Origin of the sequence: Vibrio sp. Sgm 5, from assembly GCF_026241575.1 — a bacterium.
GTDB classification, from domain to species: Bacteria; Pseudomonadota; Gammaproteobacteria; order Enterobacterales; family Vibrionaceae; genus Vibrio; species Vibrio jasicida.
Window position 1 is genome coordinate 1 of the sequence record NZ_JAPHPY010000069.1, and the last position, 21,230, is coordinate 21,230.

Genomic DNA, 21,230 nt, shown 5'->3' on the forward strand with positions numbered 1-21,230 from the left:
TTAAACTACAAACCATCCTTGAAGGCTACGAACTCGCAATGTCTCTTGATCACTAGACTTGTGATCAAGAGACAGCCAGTTGGAGCCTTTGTCATGTATTCGAGTCAAATGCTACGCAGATAGGATTCGCATACAGTTCGTTGAACCAACCACATCCATGACATCACCTTGAGTGAAGATCACGAGATCCCCTTCATCGAGCAATCCTTGTTCTTTAAGCGTTACAATTGCCGCGTGAGCGGTCGTCAATCCAGCGCCCCCCTTAGAATCAAAGAACACTGGTGTTACACCACGGTATAGTGCTGCACGGTTCAATGTGGACTCGTTACGAGAGAGTGCGAAAATCGGCAGACCAGAACTCAAACGTGACATCATCAATGCTGTGCGGCCTGATTCTGTTAATGAAATCATCGCTTTTACGCCTTCCGTATGATTGGCAGCATACATAGTCGACATTGCAATGGTCTCTTCTGCGGTCGCAAACGTGCGATCCAATCGGTAAGTCGAGAGGCTTGCTTCTGACATTTTTTCTGCACCCATACAGACTTCTGCCATGGATTTAACGGTTTCTACTGGGTATAAACCCGCAGCTGTTTCACCTGAAAGCATAACGGCGTCTGTACCATCAAGCACGGCGTTGGCAACGTCCATCACTTCTGCACGAGTTGGCATCGGTGCGGCCATCATAGATTCCATCATTTGGGTTGCAGTGATAACAATGCGGTTTAAGCTACGCGCACGGCGGATCAGCTTTTTCTGTACGCCGATAAGCTCTGGATCGCCAATTTCTACCCCTAAGTCACCACGAGCCACCATCACCACATCGGAAGCGAGGATGATGTCATCAATTGATTCATTGTTCGCTACCGTCTCTGCTCGCTCGACTTTAGCGACAAGCTTCGCTTCTAAGCCAGCGTCACGCGCTAAACGACGTGCGTAGTTCATGTCTTCCCCGTTGCGAGGGAATGAGATGGCTAAGTAATCCACTTTGATTTCTGCTGCGGTTAGGATGTCTGCCTTATCTTTTTCTGTTAGAGCATCTGCAGAAAGACCGCCACCTTTTTTGTTGATGCCTTTGTTGTTGGACAATGGACCACCAACAGTGACTCGGGTGTGAACTTTATTTCCTTCAACGCTGGTAACTTGGAGCTGTACTCGGCCATCATCAAGTAACAGGATGTCGTTAGTTGAGACGTCCTGTGGAAGTTCTTTGTAATCTAAGCCAACCGATTCTTGGTTGCCTTCGCCTTTAGGTAAGTCACTATCTAAAGTGAACTTGTCTCCGACACTGAGGATGATTTTACCATCTTGGAAAGTTGAGACTCGTATTTTAGGGCCTTGTAAATCGCCGAGAATAGCAACTTGTCGACCCAGTTTAGCCGCAATCGCACGGACTTTATTGGCTCGTTGAATATGGTCTTCGCTCGTACCGTGGGAAAAGTTCATACGTACGACGTTTGCGCCCGCTTTGATGATTTCTTCAAGGACATTGTCTTTGTCGGTTGAAGGGCCTAGCGTTGTGACGATTTTTGTTCTTCTCAATATAGAAGTCATAGATTCTCCGAAGAATGCAGGTGTAGGACGAGATAACTGGAATTCTATTCTCGCTAAGTATATGCACACTATGTACATATTGTTCGTATTTAGGTCAAAGTGCTGAAAAAACGCTGAGTCTCAGGCTTTGCTTCCTAATTTGATGAATAAAATAAGTCAATTTTCAAACAATTTAACAGGAGTAGATTTCTCGTTATTTGATTGAATACACAAACAAACATGTTTATACGTGATGCTTGTCACGGGGATTTATCAATTCACTTCACAATTACTTCGCAAAGTAAAAAAATTATCCCGTTATAGAATTTCGGAGTGCAAGATGTACATGGCTCAACCGGGCCATATTGATCATATCAAACAGGTCAATGCTGGTCGTGTATACAAACTAATTGACCTGAAGGGTCCAATTTCTCGAATCGATTTATCCAAGAAAAGTGAGCTTGCACCTGCGAGTATCACTAAGATCACTCGAGAGTTGATTGAAGCACATCTGATTCATGAAACTACCGTGCAAGAGGCGACCAGTCGTGGCCGTCCAGCGGTAGGTTTGCAAGTCAATAATGAAGGCTGGCAATTCTTATCGATGCGTTTAGGGCGAGGGTATTTGACCATTGCTTTGCATGAACTTGGTGGGGATGTGCTTATCGATACCAAAATCGATATCCACGAGCGCGATCAAGATGATGTTTTGGAACGCTTACTTTACGAAATTGATGAATTCTTCCAAACGTACGCCGATCAACTTGATCGTGTGACTAGTATTGCTATCACGTTGCCTGGTCTGGTGAACTCAGAGCAGGGTATTGTGCTGCAAATGCCGCATTACAATGTTGAGAACCTTGCTCTAGGGCCTGAGATCTACAAAGCAACAGGTTTACCAGTGTTTATTGCCAACGATACACGTGCGTGGGCATTGGCTGAGAAGCTGTTTGGTCACTCACAAGAGAACGATAACTCGGTTCTGATTTCGATTCACCACGGCTTAGGGGCCGGTATCATCTTAGATGGGCGAGTCCTACAGGGCCGTCATGGTAACATTGGTGAACTTGGCCATATTCAAATTGATCCGAATGGTAAACGTTGTCACTGTGGTAACATTGGTTGCTTAGAGACCGTTGCGAGTTCACAAGCTATTCGTGAAGAAGTGGTGACTCGTATTGCTGATGGCGAACCCTCAATTCTTGCTGATCAAGAAGAAATGAGCATCGAAAGTATTTGTGAGGCGGCGGCAAATGGCGATCCTTTGGCTGTCGATGTTATCGAAAAGCTTGGTCGTTACTTGGGATCTGCAATTGCTATTGTGATCAACTTGTTTAACCCAGAGAAGATTTTGATTGGTGGGGTAATCAACCAAGCGAAAGAGGTGCTTTATCCTGCCGTTCGCCGCTGCATTGAAGAGCAGAGTTTACCGGTCTACCACCAAGATCTTGAGCTGGTGGAATCTCGTTTCTACAAACAAGCGACCATGCCGGGTGCCGCGCTTATCAAACAAGCTTTGTATGATGGTCAGTTACTGATGAAGGTAATTGAAGGCTAATTTCCCGTATTGTTGTGGCGTAGTTTTAAAGGGTGAGCTTTAAGAGTTCACCCTTTTTTGATCGCCAATTTGATGCAAAGCGCCAATCTGAGCTTTGCTTCATTGCTATATCAATAGCATTAATGTAATTTCCCTAAGTAATGTAAAACACTCATACAAAAGTTTTACTTTGTTGTTTCAGCACGGTTTTCTTTAAAGAGTGAAGGATAGTTATTCAGAGTTAGGTAGTGGTATGTCCGGAGTGTTAAATACAGTGGATCAGCGTACGAATCTAGTGGGTGAGAACCGACTGGAGCTTTTGCTGTTCACATTAAATAGTCGCCAGTTATTTGCGATCAACGTTTTCAAAGTGAAAGAGGTGATCAAACTGCCGCCACTGACCAAGCTACCTGGTTCACACTACAATATTCGTGGTGTCGCTTCTCTCCGTGGTGAAGCAGTACCTGTGATTGATTTGCGTGGTTCAATTGGCTTTCCCCCTTTGCGTGGTGAAGCGGAAGAAGAAAACCTGATCATCACGGAATATAACCGCTCAGTTCAAGGCTTCCTTGTTGGGCCTGTACGAAACATCATCAATACGGCTTGGACCGAAATTCAGCCTCCACCTTCCACATCTGGTCGCTCTAACTACCTCACGGCAATTACCCAAGTGAAAGAAGGGGATAGCTCTCAAATCGTCGAAATCATCGATGTAGAAAAGGTGTTAGCGGAAATCATCCATTACGATGTCACGATTTCTGAAGGCGTGTTAGACCACGAACTTGCTCAAGCTATGATTGGTCGTAATGTGCTGATTGTGGATGACTCCTCAACAGCTCGTAACCAAGTACGTGATACCTTGTCTCAATTAGGTTTGAATATTATTGAGTGCCGAGATGGCCTTGAAGCATTGACGGTATTAAAACGTTGGTGTGACGAAGGTAAAGATGTCGCGAACGAGTTACTGATGATGATTACTGATGCTGAAATGCCAGAAATGGATGGCTATCGACTGACGCATGAAGTCCGTAGTGATCCGAGAATGTCCAAACTGTTCATCACGCTAAATACTTCTTTAAGTGGGAGTTTTAATGAAGCCATGGTGCAAAAGGTGGGCTGTGACCGCTTTATATCTAAGTTCCAACCAGATCTTCTTGTGGAAGTCGCACAAGAACGTTTGCGTCAGGTGGTTTAGGTTATCCAAGGTATAATTATCTTGTTACAAACTCATTCATAAGTTTTTATGATGTCTGCTTCATAAGTTGCTATACTTTACTTACATATTTTTTACAGTGAAATATGTAAGGTATATCACGTTACTTTTCACCTACGAGTCAACTCGACTCATCAGTATAGGGTACTTCCTTTTAATGATATGGCTAACATCTAAAGTTATTATGACTTTATCCTTGTTACTGTATAGGGAATACAAGAAAAAACGTACGGAAGCGGAAGCGGAAGCTGATGACTAATTTCAGCGGAATTGAAAGGGAGGGTCGACCTCCCTTTATTTTATTCAGTTTACCCTGTGTCAATCTGTCTCTATTCTCATTTCTTTAATGAAAATCCCGCGATTTATTTTGCAGTCCCGCAAGGTGTTGAGTGCAATCAATGAGCCTACCTGCAATGATGTGCGTGACTTCTCCCTCTCTTTCTAAAATTCCTTTTACCATTAACACCTTTGAGGTGAGATAAGCTTGTTTCTGCGCGCGCGCTGTTGCTCGCCACACAACCACATTAATGTTACCAGTGTCGTCTTCTAACGTGAAAAAGGTGACGCCAGCTGCAGTGCCAGGGGATTGCCTGCCTGTGACGACACCGACAACCGTCACCAAGGACTTGTGCTCTTTTTCTACTAGCTGCTTCATACGAGTAAAGCGTGGTAGTTTGCCAGCTTCCTCCAGTAGGGTAATTGGGTGACGGCTAAGTGATAACCCTGTACTGGCATAATCTTCAATGAGATTTTCGTACTCAGAAGGCTGAGGTTGATAGCTCACCTCAGGCTCTTCAATTTGATTAAATAAGGGCAAGTCTGATAACGAATCCATAGCTGACCAGCGTGCGTTATATCGGTTACCTGAGAGTATTTGAAAAGCATTCGCAGAAGCTAATAACTCAATATCACGACGACTTCTCAGAATTTGTTTTACCTCTTGGATAGAACGATAACCATGAGTTGGGCGGTGTTCAACCAAGCGGATAGCGTTTTCTTCATTAAGGCTTTTGACTAACCGCAAGCCTAGTTGGATACCAAGGCGTCCATTGGGGCGTTTTACCAAGTGATGCTGGTAGTGTGAGTGGTTCACGCAAGTAGGCAGTACTTCCACTCCGTGTCGACGTGCATCCTGAACCAGCTGTGAAGGGCTATAAAAGCCCATGGGTTGGCTATTCAGTAGCGAAGTATAAAACTCAGCGGGATAGTAGAACTTTAGCCATGCAGAGCAATAAGCCAGTACCGCGAAAGAGGCGGAATGGCTCTCAGGAAAACCATACTCACCAAAGCCACAAATCTGATCAAAGATACGTTCGGCAAACTCAAGATCGTAGCCGCGTTCAAGCATCCCATCGATAAGCTTTGGTTTGAATTTAGCGAGATCGCCGTTCTTCTTCCATGCTGCCATTGCTCTACGCAATTGATCCGCTTCACCGCCGCTAAAACCAGCCGCGACCATTGCCAACTTGATCACTTGTTCTTGGAAAATCGGTACGCCCATGGTGCGCTCTAGTACGTTTTTCACTTCTTCCGATGGGTAGCTGATCGGTTCTTCACCATTTCGTCTTTTTAAAAACGGGTGCACCATATCTCCTTGGATTGGGCCTGGACGAACAATGGCAATCTGCACGACTAAGTCGTAGTAACGTGCAGGTTTTAAGCGTGGCAGCATGCTCATCTGCGCGCGAGACTCAATCTGGAATACGCCAACAGTATCGGCTTTTTGGATCATGCGGTATACGTGCGGATCGTCTTGCAGGCGTGTGATCTCGGCAATCGACAGGGATCGCTGGTGGTGCTTCTCGACTAATTGAAAGCATTTACGGATCGCGTTCAACATGCCAAGTGCAAGTACATCGACTTTCAATAGCTTTAAGCTTTCTAAATCATCTTTATCCCATTGAATAATGGTGCGATCTTCCATCGAGGCATTCTCGACAGGCACCAGTTCATATAAAGGGCCAGATGAAATCACAAAGCCGCCGGCATGCTGAGATAAATGGCGCGGGAATCCGATGATCTCATTCACCAACTGGATAAACTGCTGGCCTTTTAATGACTCTGGTTGTAACCCCAATTCGATGATTTGCGCTTGCCAACCTTGGCTACGATCACGGCGATTGACGTTTTTAATGAAAAAGTCGAGTTGAGTTTCTTCAATCCCCAACGCTTTTCCTACTTCACGCACGGCACTTTTAAAGCGATAACTGATCACGGTGGCTGCCAAAGCAGCACGTTCGCGCCCGTACTTTTTGTAGATGTATTGAATCACTTCTTCACGACGCTCGTGCTCGAAATCCACATCGATATCTGGCGGCTCGTCTCGCTCTTTACTAATAAAACGCTCGAATAAGACAGAGATTTGCCTCGGGTCAACCGCGGTGATTTCTAAGCAGTAGCACACCACGGAGTTAGCCGCGGATCCACGTCCTTGATAGAGGATGCCTTGCTGCTTAGCGAACATCACAATGTCGTGAATGGTTAGAAAATAGTAATGGTACTCTAGCTCTTTAATGAGTGTGAGTTCACGCTCAATCGTTTGATTGATGTCTGTTGGAACTCCTTCGGGAAAGCGTCGTTGCTTACCTCGATCAACTAAAAAACGTAAGTAAGAGTCTGGTGTGTAACCATCTGGAATGAGTTCGGTTGGGTACTCGTATTTCAGTTCAGACAGCTCGAATTCGCACAAATCTGCGATGGTTTTGCTTTCTGCAAGCCACTCTGGTTTATAGATGCGGAGTAGCTTATTCATTGGGCGCAACGCTCTTTCTGCATTGGATAGGCGGTCAAAACCAAGTTTATCGACATTGCATCCATGCTTAACGGCAGTGAGCACGTGCTGTAGAGGTAGGCGTTCGACAGCATGCATCAAAACACCACCACAAGCGGTAATAGGAAGCTGAAATTCATTAGCCAATAACTCACAATGAGTTGTGTATGCTTCATCACTTCCACTGAGGTGACGTTGAATCGCGACCCATAATCGTTCGGAATGGTGTTGATTAAGCCAACGTCCCCAGTAGTGATCACTTTCCTGATGTGCAGGTAACCACAGCACGAAACAGTGACGAATCGACATTAAATCCCATTCGGAAAGTTGGTAGCTGCCTTTCTCGCTGCGTCTTCTTGAATTGGTGATGATACGGCACAGCTCAGCGTAGGCTTTTCGACAAGGGCAAAGCAGCACGACTTGGCATTCCTCGTTCAACCAAAACATGCTGCCGACGATTTGTTTAATATCGAGCTTGTGCTGTTTAATAGTCGCGTACGCTTTGACGACACCGGCAACAGAGCATTCATCAGTAATCGCAATAGCTTGATAACGATAAAAAGCGGCTTGCAGTACTAACTCTTTCGCATGAGAAGCCCCAGTGAGAAAGGAAAAATTGGACTGACAAAATAGTTCTGCGTAACTCATAACAACCTAACAAAAATAACTGCCGATTTAACAAAAATAGCCATGAAGAAACCAATGCTTGTGTTGATCGCGAAAGACCCATAACCAGCGCCCTTGCTTGGTATGTGCTACGTAGTAATCACGCATGATTTCATCGCCATCCCACCATCCAGAGACAATTCGCTCCGGTCCATGAATGAGAGATACTTGCTCTTGTAGCGCGATAGGTTCGGGTAATTGCATCGCTGGGCGTAACAACGCAGGGATGGTGTTAATCGACACATCCGGCTCATCGGCTGGGCGATACTGACTGGCTTTCTCTGGTCTTGGGTCGCAGGCGATATTCGGTTTGAGTACTGCGCTTTTACCCAATTTAGCTTGCAGTAGAGAGAGCAACTCTAATGCATTCATTTGGCCCTTTTGCCCAGCAAAGAGATCACGAGTTGCGCTTAAAGGCTCTCCTTGACGGACGATTTTTAACGTTAAGCCCATCACTGGGCCGTTTAAGGTCAATGATTCTAGATTCAAACTGGCGAGTTGTTGCCAACGCTGATATAAGTAATCGCCCTGCGCTGAAGTCAATTGAAGATGTTGTTCTTGCTTATCTCGCTGGTGGAGCGTCAAGCACAGCTCAAACGCGACTTTATCGCGCAGCTTGAGGAAGGTTTCGAGTTGCTGAAGGAGCTTGGCTAACGGTCTTTCGACCCATTGCACGTTTTCAATTTCAAACAGCAATTCTAGATAGACTTGGAATGATTCCGTCGGATGATAAAAATCAACAGGATGTTTGAACTGGCCTGTTAACCGCCCAACGTAGTTGACTAAATCGATATCAAATCGGCGTGCAATATCTTGTAACGGCAACTCAAGCAAACCTTCGAGGGTTGTAACTCCAACGTGCTGTAGCTTATCGACAGTTGAGGTCGACAAATCGGTCAATGTCAGTGGCAAAGGTTGTAACGCTTGTAGCATTAAGGCTTTATCTTCACTCAAACAATTACTGCCAGATAATGCCATCAATTTGGCAGAAAAAGGCGAAAAGCCACACCCGAATTGAAAACTCAGTTTCAGCTCCGATAAATGAGCACTGACTTTAGTCCAATAGTTTTGTAGCCCTTCATACAGATTAAGCATTGGTGTTGCGCGTAGCAGAATGCCTTGGCTTGGCATCAATACGACATCAGACGTAATCAAATACAGCCATTGAGCAATTTCTTGTAACTTGCTCAGTTCGGTTTGCGGATGATAAGGGTGCACTTGCAAATCTCGGCACAAAGAAGCCGCGCTACCCAAGCCCATATTTGGCTTAATGCCTTGTTGCTCGGCAATCTCGTTGTATTGAATGATCCGACAACGTTGGCTTTCTACAATCACCACGGGCTGCTCTTGGTTATCACCAAAGAGTGCATCTAACTGTAGGCGAGGGAAGTGCAAGTATATCCACAAAGCCATATCACTAACCTTGATTCGCCAATGGGAAATTGACCACCGTGGATGGAATACGAGTTGTGCTTGGAATCACCAGTTGCGGGTAGTGGTGCTGGAAGTTGATATCGACGCTGCCTTTGCTCCAACCGCCTTTTCTTTTGAGCACTTCTACACTCACACCTTGCTCGTGACCGTGAAGTTTTAAGCTGAGTGACACAGGCAAAGACAAGCGATTTGCCATGTTAGGTTTGAGCATAAACAGAGGGCAAGCGCCTTGCTCACTTGCCACTTGCAGGCGTTTTACTTGGTGGATCTCTAGTTCATCTTGCCATAGCAAAACGTTAGTACATACGCCGCTTTTGAGGCATTGCTCTGCTGCCCATAAGGCATCGCGTTGATGTTCCGGTGTGACAACCCATACTTGGTTGATGTCCAACCCAATGCTGTGTAGGAACAATGAATTCATCAATGCGGGAGGCTGAATGAATGCCGTTACTCCTCTTGCCAGAGATGCTTTTAAATAAGGCGCTAAAAGACGCAATTCACCAATACTGCCAACGGACTCCATTTCCACGACGCCATGGGGAGGAAAACCGCCCCCAAGCAAGGTATCTAACTCAGGAAAACCTGAGCTATGGAGAGTCTGGTGTGTATCAGCTTTGGTTAAATTTGCTTGCCAAACAAGATGTTGGCTTTTTAAATTCTGAATAATGTCTTGCATAATAAAATACCTGTATATATGTACAGTATATTTCTGTGATGGAAAGTCGCAAGATTTTTATAGGCAGAAATACGAAAAAAGGCAGCGTTTGCTGCCTTTTCAATCGATTATGCGAGGTCGTGAGAATTTATCACTTACGCTTTGGTTGTGCGTCAATACACTGACCGTTGATATCAGTGACGGCTGGATCCATTAAATGCAGGTACAACGGCATAATATCTAAAGGTGTTTTTAATGTATTTGAATCTTCACCAGGGTAGGCTTTTTCACGCATACGAGTACGAGTTGCACCGGGGTTAATGGCATTAACTCGCATTGGTGTGTCACTCAGTTCGTCGGCGAGAACCTGCATCATGCCTTCGACGGCAAATTTAGAAATAGCATACGAACCCCAGAAAGCGCGGCCTGAATGGCCAACCGTTGAAGAGGTAAAGACAATACGACCAGCATCTGATTTGCGCATGATAGGCAGCAGTGCCTGAGTCATCAAGACTTCTGCTTTCACGTTAATCTGCATGATGTCGTCAAAGTCTTCTTCATTGATTTGCTCAAACGGGCACAGCGTGCTTAAAACGCCAGCGTTGTGCAGCAGGCCATCCAAACGACCAAATTGACCTTCGATGGTTTCTGCCATATCGATGTAGTGCTGCTTAGTTGCGCCTTTTAGATCAAGTGGAATGATCGCGGGTTGAGGGTAACCTGCAGATTCGATTTCATCGTAGATGGATTCAAGGTTTTGAACGTTTCGACCAAGTAGAATCACAGTCGCACCGTGCTGAGCGTAAGAAAGTGCCGCTTGGCGACCAATACCATTGCCTGCACCAGTGACAAGAATGACTTTACCTTTTAGGGCATCTGCTGAAACGGAGTAGTTCACGGTAGTTAATCCTTATTATTGTATCTAATTCCGACGAACAGACGTCATCTTGGTGTAGAAATGCGCCTGTTTCTCAATGGAAAATCTTGGTAATCGTGACAAGTTGGTTACAATACACCAATTCATGTGTTATACCAATTCCAGAACGGTTGTCCGGTATGTTATTTGAACACCATCAATCAGAACAAGAGGTTACCGATTTTCTTGCCTTCTCTCTGATTTTTCTACGTAACATATTGATGACTATTACTGGTATGAGATAGAGGAACTCTCATTGGAATTTTTATTAGATTATGGTCTGTTTTTAGCCAAGATTATCACCGTTGTTGCGGCCGTGGTTGTGCTGCTGATTATTGCAAAATCGGCGGGTGGTAAATCGGGTGCTGCGAAAGGCGAATTGGAAGTCACCAATCTTTCTGAGCGTCATAAAGATGCAATCGAACAGTTAGAACATCACCTGCACGATGACGCTTTCATCAAAGCTCGTGATAAAGCGGCTAAGAAGGAAGAGAAAGAAAAGAACAAATCTCGTGAGAAAGAAATCAAACAAGCGAGCAAAGAAGGTTCTCTTGATAGCAAGCGCGAACCGCATCTGTTCGTGTTGGACTTCAACGGAAGTATTGATGCAAAAGAAGTGGGCTCTCTACGTGAAGAGATCACTGCAGTATTAGCCGTAGCTCGTGAAGGCGATGAAGTGCTGCTTCGTCTAGAGTCTGGTGGTGGTATGGTCCATGGCTATGGCTTAGCATCTTCTCAACTTGATCGAATCAAAGCTGCAGGTCTGCCTCTGACGATTTCTGTCGACAAAGTGGCAGCAAGTGGTGGCTACATGATGGCATGTGTGGCAGACAAGATTGTGTCTGCGCCGTTTGCGATTGTAGGTTCTATCGGCGTTATCGCGCAGATCCCTAACTTCAACAAACTGTTGAAAAAACACGATATCGAATATGAGCAGCTAACAGCTGGTGAGTACAAGCGTACACTAACGATGTTTGGTGAGAACACCGACAAAGCGCGTGATAAGTTCAAACAAGAACTTGAAGAAACACACGTACTGTTCAAAGACTTCATCAGTGAACGTCGCCCAGCGCTAGAACTTGAAAAAGTCGCAACCGGTGAGCACTGGTTTGGTACGCAAGCGAAAGAGCTAGGGCTGGTGGATGAAATCAGCACTTCTGACGATCTGGTTGTTGCGGCATGCAAAGAGAAAACCGTACTAGCAGTGCATTACGTACAGAAGAAAAAACTGGCAGACAAGCTTGCCGGTGTTGCAGGCAAAGTAGCAGACAGTGTTGTGCTTAAACTTGCAGAGCGTGGTCAAAAGCCAATTGTGTAATGTTTAAGACATAACAAAAAAAACCAACTGTTTAGTTGGTTTTTTTGTTTCCGCTGAGGGTTGTTAGTTCAGCTCTAACCGTTATTGGTTCAGTTCTAACTGATAGAAGCTTGCTTGAGCATAATCACCCGCTTCCATGCCGCGCCATTCACAGTCTGAACTGCTTTTCTTCGTATTACATTGGTTGTAAGCACCGGCTTTGTAATACATCCAATCGTTACCATAGCCTTGGTCTACTTCATGACCTTGGTATTTGCCTTCTGCTAGATTCACATCAAATGTCTTAGTGACTTCATTTTTCTCACCAGGGTTCTTAGTGAAAGTCAGGTGCATGATCTCACCTTCCACATTCACGCTGTATGAGAAGATTTCACCCAGTTTGATGCCGTCTTGTGGGTCTGCGTCGCCTTTACGTAAGTTGTATTGTCCGAACACGTTGTGGCGGATGTCTTGGCGAAGTTTCTTACCATTTTCATCTTTCGCGTCTTGAAGTTCTTTGGTTGGGTTTAACTCGTAGTTCCACGAAAGAGAGCCGTATTCATGCTCAGGCAGTTTTCGGTAAGAAATCTTTAAAGGCTCATTGTCAGAGCCATGAATTTGGCCAATCACGACAGCGAATGCGCCATTCTTTTTGTAGTTGCCACTTGTACTTACTTGGTCAACAGATAGGGTCGCGTTTAGCTCGCCACCAATCGCACCATACTCAGCAGCATTTGGGTGAGAAGCGACGACAAAGTTGTTTTTTGGCTCACCGTAGTGCGTAGCAAGCATGGCACGAAGTTCACTACGGGTGTTCTTACTATTAGGAGTGGTCGGTGCTTCATTTGGTGCAACAAAAACCACGGCGCCTGTTTCTTTGTTGGTATAGAACCACTCAGGGTGAACATAAGGGTTTTCTGTATTGCCCAGCTCATCTTTGGCTATTTCTAATGCTTTACCTTTGCGTTCACCTTCTTTAGTTAGTTCAGGCAAGGTAATTTTCCAATTCGTCATATCAAAGTTTTGAGCTGGAGCCTTTGTCGGATCTAGCTCATATTTGTTCGCTAATTCATTAGACGAAGTTGCAGCCATAGCAGACGCAGAGGCAATGCTGGCAGCAAGAAAAGTAAGCGCTAATTTCTTCATATTGTGTTCTCAATTTTTATAGGGTCGTCGATAAGATGATTTAATATACAATAATATTGTATTACTAATATGTGATCGGGTCGGAAAAATGAAACTTAGAGAAAATCCGCCATTTGGTATTGCGTTTTAAAGAGAAAAAATCAGAAGAGAGAAAACGGCAAATTCTGAACCGGGGAGAGGGCAAAGAAATGGTATCCTGAGGCTATTAGGTATATACTCCCGCACCGTAAAATTAAGAATGAAATGAATTTGGGTGGAAGCACCGAAATTCGCACATCAACGTGGAGAAAAACATGTCCTCTCAAACTCCGGTTGTTACCGTAGATGGACCTAGTGGTGCAGGTAAAGGCACTTTATGTATGTTGCTGGCGAAGAAGTTGGGCTTTCATCTTCTTGATTCTGGCGCAATTTATCGTGTACTTGCACTCGCAGCGATTCACCACGGCGTAGACACTGAGTCAGAAGATGCGCTTGTTCCACTTGCTACTCATCTAGACGTTCAGTTTGTTGCTGAAGGTGACCTAGTAAAAGTGATTCTAGAAGGCGAAGACGTCTCTGGTGAGCTTCGTAAAGAAGAAACGGGGATGGCAGCGTCTAAAGTAGCAGCTCTGCCACGCGTTCGTGAAGCATTATTGCGCCGTCAGCGTGCATTTGAGACTGCTCCGGGTCTGGTTGCTGATGGCCGTGATATGGGTACGGTCGTATTCACGAATGCACAAGCGAAAATTTTCCTTGATGCGAGCGCAGAAGAGCGTGCAAATCGACGCCTTAAACAGTTGCAAGAGAAAGGGTTAGATGTTAGATTTGCTGACCTTTTGAGCGAGATCCAAGAGCGTGACGATCGCGATCGTAACCGCCCAGTGGCACCACTACGCCCTGCAGAGGATGCGCTTGTGCTAGATTCTACGTCGATGAGTATCGACGAAGTAGTAGAAAAGGCACTACAATATATCGAATCGAAGCTAGCTGAGTAATAACACTCGGCTAGACTAAGAGCGTTGGTCGCAAGGATGATGACTGGCGAATTTAATAACCCCATGCGGTAGGATACCCGTGGACGTTTAATTTATTGAAGATTAAATAAATGACTGAATCTTTTGCTCAACTCTTTGAAGAGTTTCTAAACGAAACAGAATTCCAACAAGGCAGCATCGTTAAAGGTACTGTAGTAGCTATCGAGAACGGTTTCGTTCTTGTTGACGCTGGTCTTAAGTCTGAATCTGCTATCCCTGCTGAACAGTTCAAGAACGCTGCTGGCGAACTTGAAGTTGAAGTTGGTGCTGAAGTAGACGTAGCTCTAGACGCTGTTGAAGATGGTTTCGGTGAAACTCAACTTTCTCGTGAGAAAGCTAAGCGTCACGAAGCTTGGATCGTTCTTGAGAAAGCTTACGAAGAAGCTGAAACTGTTGTTGGTATCATCAACGGTAAAGTTAAAGGCGGTTTCACTGTTGAACTAAACGGTATCCGTGCTTTCCTTCCTGGCTCTCTAGTAGACGTACGTCCAATCCGCGACACTGCTCACCTAGAAAACAAAGAGCTAGAGTTCAAAGTTATCAAACTTGACCAAAAACGTAACAACGTAGTTGTTTCACGTCGTGCAGTTATCGAATCTGAGAACAGCGTTGAGCGTGACGAGCTTCTAGAAACTCTACAAGAAGGTTCTGAAGTTAAAGGTATCGTTAAGAACCTTACTGACTACGGTGCGTTCGTTGACCTAGGTGGCGTTGACGGTCTTCTACATATCACAGATATGGCTTGGAAGCGCGTTAAGCACCCATCTGAAATCGTTAACGTTGGTGACGAGATCCAAGTTAAAGTTCTTAAGTTCGACCGTGAGCGTACTCGCGTATCACTAGGTCTTAAGCAACTAGGCGAAGATCCATGGGTAGCAATCGCTAAGCGTTACCCAGAAGGTCACAAACTAACTGGTCGCGTAACTAACCTAACTGACTACGGCTGCTTCGTTGAAATCGAAGAAGGCGTTGAAGGTCTAGTACACGTTTCAGAAATGGATTGGACTAACAAGAACATCCACCCATCTAAAGTTGTTAATGTTGGCGACGAAGTTGAGGTTATGGTTCTTGAGATCGACGAAGAACGTCGTCGTATTTCTCTAGGTCTGAAACAGTGTAAAGCTAACCCATGGCAGTCATTCGCTGAAGCACAAGCTAAAGGCGACAAAGTTACTGGTAAGATCAAGTCTATCACTGACTTCGGTATCTTCATCGGTCTAGAAGGCGGCATCGACGGTCTAGTTCACCTATCTGACATTTCTTGGAATGTTGCTGGCGAAGAAGCTGTACGTGAGTACAAGAAAGGCGACGAGATCTCTGCAGTTGTTCTAGCAGTAGACGCTGAGCGTGAGCGCATTTCTCTAGGCGTTAAGCAAATGGAAAACGACCCATTCAATGCTTACGTTGCTGACAACAAGAAAGGTGTTCTAGTTAACGCTACTGTAACTGCTGTTGACGCTAAAGGCGCTACAGTTGAAATCGCAGAAGGCGTTGAAGGTTACATCCGTGCTTCTGAAGTATCACGCGATCGCGTAGAAGATGCTTCTCTAATCCTAAGTGCTGGTGATGTTGTTGAAGCGAAGTTCACAGGTGTAGACCGTAAGAACCGCGTAATCAACCTATCTATCAAAGCTAAAGATGAAGCTGATGAGCAAGAAGCAATGGCATCTATCAACAAGCAAGACGAAGCTGCTTTTGGTAATGCAATGGCTGACGCTTTCAAAGCTGCTAAAGGCGAATAATTTACTCGCTTAAGCTAAAAAGGGGCCGCAAGGCTCCTTTTTTATGCTTGCTATAAACTAAGTAGTAATACTAATGTTGATAAACTATGCTAAAAAAAGACATTTTTTGATTGCACATTTTGTGTAAAAATTGTCTAGAATTGATAGCAAGTGTTTGTTGGAATTAGTATTACTTACTATAATGAGTGATAAAGATACTCAAAGAGGGCAACTATGACTAAGTCTGAACTGATTGAAAGACTCTGCGCTGAGCAAACACATTTATCAGCGAAAGAGGTAGAAGATGCTGTAAAAGATATTTTAGAGCACATGGCCTCTACACTAGAGACCGGTGACCGTATTGAGATCCGTGGCTTTGGTAGTTTTTCTCTTCATTACCGCGAGCCTCGCGTAGGTCGCAACCCTAAAACGGGCGACAAGGTGGAGTTAGAGGGTAAATACGTTCCTCACTTCAAACCAGGCAAAGAGCTTCGTGAACGCGTAAATATGGATAGCTAAGGCTCTCTTATTAGTTTGAAAAAGCGGCATACTCTCGTGTATGCCGCTTTTTTATAACTAGATTATTGGTAATATACATGGTCTGAAGAAACATTTTACTGCATAATCTTACCTACTTACTCCTCGAAGGGTGATGTAACATGAAAATTATAAAAATCATTGCTGTTTTAGCTCTCTTTTTAATTGCACTGGCTTTAGGTTCTCAAAACCAAGAGATCGTAACCTTTAATTATCTTCTGGCGAAAGGTGAGTTCCACTTATCAACCCTGCTGGGTGTAGTGTTTGTCGTTGGTTTTGGCATAGCATGGGTTATCTTTGCTAGCATTCAGTTCAAAACTCAACTGCAAGTGCGTCGTCTGAAAAAGAAACTTAAAAAGTATGAGCCCGCTGAAGCAGAACAACCTGCAAAACCAGCAGTAGAAAAACAGGCATAAGGATAAGGCTTAACTTTAATGCTTGAACTACTCTTCTTGTTATTGCCAATAGCCGCCGCCTATGGTTGGTACATGGGCCACCGTAGCGCTCAGCAAGACAAGCAGAAGCAATCTCATCAGATATCCCGTCAGTATGTGACGGGTCTTAACCTGCTCCTATCTGATCAATCAGATAAGGCGGTTGACCACTTCATTGAATTGCTCCAAGTTGATAACGAAACGATAGATACTCACCTAGCGTTGGGTAATCTTTTCCGTTCTCGTGGTGAAGTCGACCGAGCAATTCGAATCCACCAAAATCTCATTTCTCGTTCTGGCCTCACGCTAGACCAGAAAAATCTCGCGCTTCAACAGCTCGCTAAAGATTACATGGCCTCTGGTTTCTTAGACCGTGCAGAAAAAATCTTTGAACAGTTAGTGGAAGAGCCAGACCATCGTGAAAGTGCACTTCAGCAACTTGTCACCATCTACCAACAAACGCGTGAGTGGGAAAAAGCCATTCATTACGCAAACCAGTTGGCGAAGATGGGTAAGAAGCGCACTCGTATTCGTGCCAACATTGCACATTTCTGGTGTGAGTTAGCCATGCTTGACCAAGCCGATGGTCACACCAGTAAAGCGATTCAACATTTCAAGAAAGCACTGTCAGAAGACCCTAAATGTGTTCGTGCGAGTATTGCCCTTGGCCGGGTGTATTTAGAGTCAGAAGATTACCAACACACCATCAAGTACCTGACAGGTGTGCTTGAGCAAGATAAAGACTTTATTAGTGATGTCCTACCAACGATTGCTGAGTGTTATCACCATTTAGGTCAGGAAGATGAACTCGTAGAATTCTTACGTGCCTGTATCGATAAAAAGGCGGGTGTATCGTCCGAATTAATGTTGGCGCAACTTGTCGCGCATCATGAGAGCGTTGGTGCCGCGCAAGAGCTGTTGACGAAACAACTACTGAAAAACCCAACCATGAAAGGCTTTTACCGTCTTATTGATTACCATATTGCAGAAGCAGAAGACGGTCGTGCAAAGGACAGTCTATCGACACTGCAAGCCATGGTTGGTGAACAGTTAAAAGTGAAGCCACATTACCGATGCAGGAAGTGTGGCTTCTCAACCCATTCCCTTTACTGGCATTGTCCATCTTGTAAAGGATGGGGGACGATCAAGCCAATCCGCGGATTGGACGGTGAATAATTTTAATGCAGCTGGCAGAGTTTCTGTCCGCTGCATTTTTTTAAGCTTTATTTGATAAGAACCAAAAATAGTTAGGAGATGAAATGATCGACCAAAAAGTTATTGTCGCACTAGATTATGATAACCAAGCTGATGCGCTTGCATTCGTAGATAGAATTGATCCTGCGTCATGCCGCCTAAAAGTGGGCAAGGAAATGTTTACACTATTTGGTCCTGATTTCGTACGTGAACTTCATAAACGCGGGTTCTCTGTGTTCCTAGACCTGAAATTTCACGATATCCCGAATACGTGCTCAAAAGCCGTGCGAGCAGCCGCTGAGTTGGGTGTATGGATGGTAAACGTTCACGCAAGCGGTGGTGAGCGTATGATGGCTGCTTCGCGTGAAATCCTAGAGCCGTATGGTACAGATCGCCCGTTATTGATTGGTGTAACGGTACTGACCAGTATGGAACAAAGCGACTTGGCTGGAATTGGCTTAAACGTGGCTCCTCAGGAGCAGGTGGTCCGCCTTGCAACGCTAACTAAGAACTCTGGCCTAGACGGCGTAGTCTGTTCAGCTCAAGAGTCTTCAATGCTTAAGAGTGAGCTTGGTAAAGAGTTTAAGCTCATTACTCCTGGGATTCGCCCAGCAGGTTCTGAACAAGGCGACCAACGTCGTATTATGACACCAGTCGATGCGATTCAAGCAGGCTCAGACTACCTAGTGATTGGTCGTCCTATTACACAAGCTACCGACCCAGCAGCAGTGCTTAAATCCATCAACGAAAGTTTGGCGAATATGTAAACATTGTTGAAATGGAAGATGGAAAGGTGAAGTGAAAGTGCTTCACCTTTTTTGTTTTTTTTAACACAGAAAATCTGAGGTGTAAGCTTGAATTGAATATCGCCGGATAGTGTTAGATTAGGCGATAGGACTGCTACGATCACACTTTGGTAACATAACTCGCTGTGATGATGTGAAATTGCAAGCATGTGTTATGGATGGGTTGCGTTACAAATGTGTAACGAATACTATGAGGTTGATGCATTCACTGCGTTGTAAGGTCTAGGATGACCTCGTGAAACTCTCTGATATTAATACGTAAAGTGGACAGGAATTCACTTGGTATTAGCGCTTATTATTTCCTTTACTGTGCCTTGGCATAGCCTCTCCGAGATTCACTTGTTGTCGCTCCATCAGTCTTACCGCGTAAACACAACAAGGAAGAATACAATGATAAAAACCCTGCCATTTGCAGCACTGGCAACCTTGATGGCAACCAGCTTTCAAGTTAGCGCAGCTGAGCTACCAGCAGAGGTAGAATGGATTTCAAACAATAATGAGCCTCTGTTTGCTTCAGAAGAAGCGGTACGAGGTGGAACATACCGTACTTTTATCCGAAGCTTCCCTCAAACGTTACGCAGTGTTGGTCCTGATGCGAACTCTGGTCTTCGCCAATACTTAATGGATGGCACTCCTAAACTCGCTCAGCGCCATCCTGATACGGGTAAATGGATTCCCCAACTTGCTAAGGAATGGGCATTTGGCGATGACAACAAAACCGTTTATTTCAAGTTAGATGAGACGGCAAGATGGTCCGATGGTGAGAAGATAACCGCCGATGATTACGTGTTTATGATGAAGTACTACACGTCAGAAGACATCATTGATCCGTGGTACAACGATTTCTTTAAAACAAGCATTGTAAGCGTAGAGAAAATCGATGACTACACCATCCAAGTAAACCTTGCTGTGGAACAGAGCCAAGATGCTTTGATGGTTCTGATCAACATGCCAAGTAATGGTTTTCAGCCTCGCCCAGAGCACTTTTTTGAAGGGGAAAAAGATGAAAACAAAGATGGTATGCCGGACAACTTTGTTCGTAAGTTCAACTTCAAATCAGAGCCTACCGCGGCACCTTATTACATTGATAAAGTAAAAAAAGGTAAGAGCGTGACGTTTAAACACGTTGGTGAAGATTGGTGGGGTTATAACAACCGTTACTACAAAAATCGTTACAATGTAGACAAGGTTCGTATTACCGTGATTCGTGATGAAGACATCGCAATGAAGCACTTCGAGAAGGGCAATTTAGACTACTTCGAGATGGTGTTACCTAACTTCTGGCATGATAAAACAGACAGTGAAGTGTACAAGAAAGGCTATGTACAAAAATACTGGGGCTTCAACCAGTCGCCTCAGGGGGCGGGTGGCCTGTGGATGAACACGGCAATGCCGATGCTAGACAACTTAGAAGTGCGTAAAGGTGTGATGGCAGCAACAGACTACGACGGTATGATCGCAAACATAATGCGTGGTGACTACTCTCGTAAGCCACATGGTCTTGGTTTTGGCCACGGTGAGTATGATGATCCAAGCAACACACCACCGAAGTTTGATGCTGCAGAGGCAGTAAAACATTTCGAGAAAGCCGGCTTTGATAAAATGGGTTCGGATGGTATCCGCGTCAATGATAAAGGTGAGCGTTTGAGTTTTGCGATTACCTACGGTTACAACTCACACACTCCACGTATTGCGTACTTAAAAGAGCAAGCGAAGTTGGCAGGTTTGGAGTTTACCTTAAACCTTGTTGATGGTTCTTCGGCGTTTAAATACATTCTGGAGAAGAAGCACCAACTAGCATTTTTGAATATGGGCTCTGGTGAGATCCCTGCGTACTGGGAATACTTCCACTCAGATAATGCGAATAAGCCTCAAACTAATGCACATACAAACTACAGCAGCCCAGAGCTAGATAAGCTAATTGAAGCGTATGATAATGAGTTTGAACAACAAAAACGCTACGACTTGTCTCGTCAGATCCAAAAATACATCGGTGATGCAAACGTCATTGTTCCTGGTTACATGGTCCCTTACACACGTGATGCCCATTGGCGTTGGGTTAAGATTCCTAAGAATGGGATGACAAAAAATACCGAATGGATTTTGCACCCAATGGATATTTCAAACTTCTGGATTGATAAGTCTGTGAAGAAAGAAACAGAGAAAGCGATGAAGGCGGGCAAATCGTTCCCTGAAGTGACGGTTATCGACGACCGTTACAAGCTGTCATCGAACTAGTTGTTAGATAGCAAACAACAAAAAGCCCCGAAACTCGATTGTGTCGGGGCTAATTATATGGTCCGCCTCACTCTCAAGCCCTACGCTTAGAGTAGGCTCTCAGAACGAGGTGAACCATAT

The 21,230-nt window shown here is 44.8% G+C and carries 16 protein-coding genes; 10 read left to right on the forward strand and 6 right to left on the reverse strand.

All coding sequences use genetic code 11. From position 1 onward, the window contains the following. Positions 1 to 111: 111 nt before the first annotated feature. Positions 112 to 1,554, reverse strand: coding sequence for a pyruvate kinase (gene pyk / locus OQJ86_RS23960; protein WP_265991581.1), 1,443 nt, complete (start codon positions 1,552 to 1,554; stop codon positions 112 to 114). 319 nt (positions 1,555 to 1,873) lie between these two features. On the opposite strand from pyk, the gene OQJ86_RS23965 reads away from it, so the two are divergent. Together OQJ86_RS23965 and OQJ86_RS23970 are read left to right on the forward strand one after the other, a co-directional pair. After that, positions 1,874 to 3,091 carry an ROK family protein gene (locus OQJ86_RS23965; protein WP_038869476.1) on the forward strand — a complete coding sequence of 406 codons (1,218 nt, stop codon included), beginning with the start codon at positions 1,874 to 1,876 and terminating at the stop codon, positions 3,089 to 3,091. 232 nt (positions 3,092 to 3,323) lie between these two features. Next, a complete protein-coding gene (locus OQJ86_RS23970; RefSeq protein WP_038869478.1) occupies positions 3,324 to 4,265 on the forward strand; it encodes a chemotaxis protein CheV in 942 nt (313 codons plus the stop codon). Positions 4,266 to 4,626: 361 nt separating this feature from the next. Here the strand turns inward: OQJ86_RS23970 and OQJ86_RS23975 are convergent, their stop codons facing one another. From OQJ86_RS23975 to OQJ86_RS23990, 4 genes are all read right to left on the reverse strand, one after another. Further along, the gene (locus OQJ86_RS23975; protein WP_265991584.1) at positions 4,627 to 7,701 is read right to left on the reverse strand and encodes an error-prone DNA polymerase; all 3,075 of its coding nucleotides are present in this window, start codon (positions 7,699 to 7,701) and stop codon (positions 4,627 to 4,629) included. A 27-nt stretch (positions 7,702 to 7,728) separates the two neighbouring features. After that, a complete protein-coding gene (locus OQJ86_RS23980; RefSeq protein ID WP_265991586.1) occupies positions 7,729 to 9,132 on the reverse strand; it encodes a Y-family DNA polymerase in 1,404 nt (467 codons plus the stop codon). A gap of 4 nt (positions 9,133 to 9,136) precedes the next feature. Then, positions 9,137 to 9,829, reverse strand: coding sequence for a translesion DNA synthesis-associated protein ImuA (gene imuA, locus OQJ86_RS23985; RefSeq protein WP_039977036.1), 693 nt, complete (start codon positions 9,827 to 9,829; stop codon positions 9,137 to 9,139). Positions 9,830 to 9,959: 130 nt separating this feature from the next. Then, on the reverse strand, positions 9,960 to 10,706 hold the full coding sequence (locus OQJ86_RS23990; protein ID WP_039977035.1) for a YciK family oxidoreductase: 747 nt from the start codon (positions 10,704 to 10,706) through the stop codon (positions 9,960 to 9,962). A gap of 274 nt (positions 10,707 to 10,980) precedes the next feature. On the opposite strand from OQJ86_RS23990, the gene sohB reads away from it, so the two are divergent. Beyond that, positions 10,981 to 12,042: a protease SohB gene (gene sohB / locus OQJ86_RS23995; RefSeq protein ID WP_038869487.1), complete on the forward strand. Its 1,062-nt coding sequence runs from the start codon at positions 10,981 to 10,983 to the stop codon at positions 12,040 to 12,042. A gap of 81 nt (positions 12,043 to 12,123) precedes the next feature. Here sohB and OQJ86_RS24000 read toward each other — a convergent pair whose 3' ends face one another. Further along, positions 12,124 to 13,167 (reverse strand): polysaccharide lyase family 7 protein, encoded by a 1,044-nt coding sequence (locus OQJ86_RS24000; RefSeq protein ID WP_039977034.1) that lies wholly within the window; start codon positions 13,165 to 13,167, stop codon positions 12,124 to 12,126. 293 nt (positions 13,168 to 13,460) lie between these two features. On the opposite strand from OQJ86_RS24000, the gene cmk reads away from it, so the two are divergent. The 7 genes from cmk (at position 13,461) to OQJ86_RS24035 (ending at position 21,110) form a co-directional block, all read left to right on the forward strand. Continuing rightward, the gene (gene cmk, locus OQJ86_RS24005; RefSeq protein WP_038881643.1) at positions 13,461 to 14,141 is read left to right on the forward strand and encodes a (d)CMP kinase; all 681 of its coding nucleotides are present in this window, start codon (positions 13,461 to 13,463) and stop codon (positions 14,139 to 14,141) included. 110 nt (positions 14,142 to 14,251) lie between these two features. Continuing rightward, positions 14,252 to 15,922 carry a 30S ribosomal protein S1 gene (gene rpsA / locus OQJ86_RS24010; RefSeq protein ID WP_005533588.1) on the forward strand — a complete coding sequence of 557 codons (1,671 nt, stop codon included), beginning with the start codon at positions 14,252 to 14,254 and terminating at the stop codon, positions 15,920 to 15,922. Between the two features lie 213 nt (positions 15,923 to 16,135). Next, positions 16,136 to 16,420: an integration host factor subunit beta gene (gene ihfB, locus OQJ86_RS24015; protein WP_038869491.1), complete on the forward strand. Its 285-nt coding sequence runs from the start codon at positions 16,136 to 16,138 to the stop codon at positions 16,418 to 16,420. 140 nt (positions 16,421 to 16,560) lie between these two features. Then, complete coding sequence (locus OQJ86_RS24020; protein ID WP_038869494.1) at positions 16,561 to 16,854, forward strand: LapA family protein; 294 nt, start codon at positions 16,561 to 16,563, stop codon at positions 16,852 to 16,854. 18 nt (positions 16,855 to 16,872) lie between these two features. Beyond that, on the forward strand, positions 16,873 to 18,048 hold the full coding sequence (lapB, locus tag OQJ86_RS24025) for a lipopolysaccharide assembly protein LapB (RefSeq protein ID WP_045405743.1): 1,176 nt from the start codon (positions 16,873 to 16,875) through the stop codon (positions 18,046 to 18,048). A gap of 83 nt (positions 18,049 to 18,131) precedes the next feature. Then, complete coding sequence (pyrF, locus tag OQJ86_RS24030) at positions 18,132 to 18,833, forward strand: orotidine-5'-phosphate decarboxylase (RefSeq protein WP_038869495.1); 702 nt, start codon at positions 18,132 to 18,134, stop codon at positions 18,831 to 18,833. Positions 18,834 to 19,262: 429 nt separating this feature from the next. Further along, positions 19,263 to 21,110, forward strand: coding sequence for an extracellular solute-binding protein (locus OQJ86_RS24035; protein ID WP_265991595.1), 1,848 nt, complete (start codon positions 19,263 to 19,265; stop codon positions 21,108 to 21,110). The last annotated feature ends 120 nt before the right edge of the window (positions 21,111 to 21,230 follow it).

Excerpts from the sequence above, each read along its gene's own strand:
- pyk (WP_265991581.1), bottom strand. The coding sequence starts at position 1,554 with ATGACTTCTATATTGAGAAGAACAAAAATCGTCACAACGCTAGGCCCT.
- OQJ86_RS23965 (WP_038869476.1), top strand. The coding sequence starts at position 1,874 with ATGTACATGGCTCAACCGGGCCATATTGATCATATCAAACAGGTCAAT.
- OQJ86_RS23970 (WP_038869478.1), top strand. The coding sequence starts at position 3,324 with ATGTCCGGAGTGTTAAATACAGTGGATCAGCGTACGAATCTAGTGGGT.
- OQJ86_RS23975 (WP_265991584.1), bottom strand. The coding sequence starts at position 7,701 with ATGAGTTACGCAGAACTATTTTGTCAGTCCAATTTTTCCTTTCTCACT.
- OQJ86_RS23980 (WP_265991586.1), bottom strand. The coding sequence starts at position 9,132 with ATGGCTTTGTGGATATACTTGCACTTCCCTCGCCTACAGTTAGATGCA.
- imuA (WP_039977036.1), bottom strand. The coding sequence starts at position 9,829 with ATGCAAGACATTATTCAGAATTTAAAAAGCCAACATCTTGTTTGGCAA.
- OQJ86_RS24000 (WP_039977034.1), bottom strand. The coding sequence starts at position 13,167 with ATGAAGAAATTAGCGCTTACTTTTCTTGCTGCCAGCATTGCCTCTGCG.
- cmk (WP_038881643.1), top strand. The coding sequence starts at position 13,461 with ATGTCCTCTCAAACTCCGGTTGTTACCGTAGATGGACCTAGTGGTGCA.
- rpsA (WP_005533588.1), top strand. The coding sequence starts at position 14,252 with ATGACTGAATCTTTTGCTCAACTCTTTGAAGAGTTTCTAAACGAAACA.
- ihfB (WP_038869491.1), top strand. The coding sequence starts at position 16,136 with ATGACTAAGTCTGAACTGATTGAAAGACTCTGCGCTGAGCAAACACAT.
- OQJ86_RS24020 (WP_038869494.1), top strand. The coding sequence starts at position 16,561 with ATGAAAATTATAAAAATCATTGCTGTTTTAGCTCTCTTTTTAATTGCA.
- lapB (WP_045405743.1), top strand. The coding sequence starts at position 16,873 with ATGCTTGAACTACTCTTCTTGTTATTGCCAATAGCCGCCGCCTATGGT.
- pyrF (WP_038869495.1), top strand. The coding sequence starts at position 18,132 with ATGATCGACCAAAAAGTTATTGTCGCACTAGATTATGATAACCAAGCT.
- OQJ86_RS24035 (WP_265991595.1), top strand. The coding sequence starts at position 19,263 with ATGATAAAAACCCTGCCATTTGCAGCACTGGCAACCTTGATGGCAACC.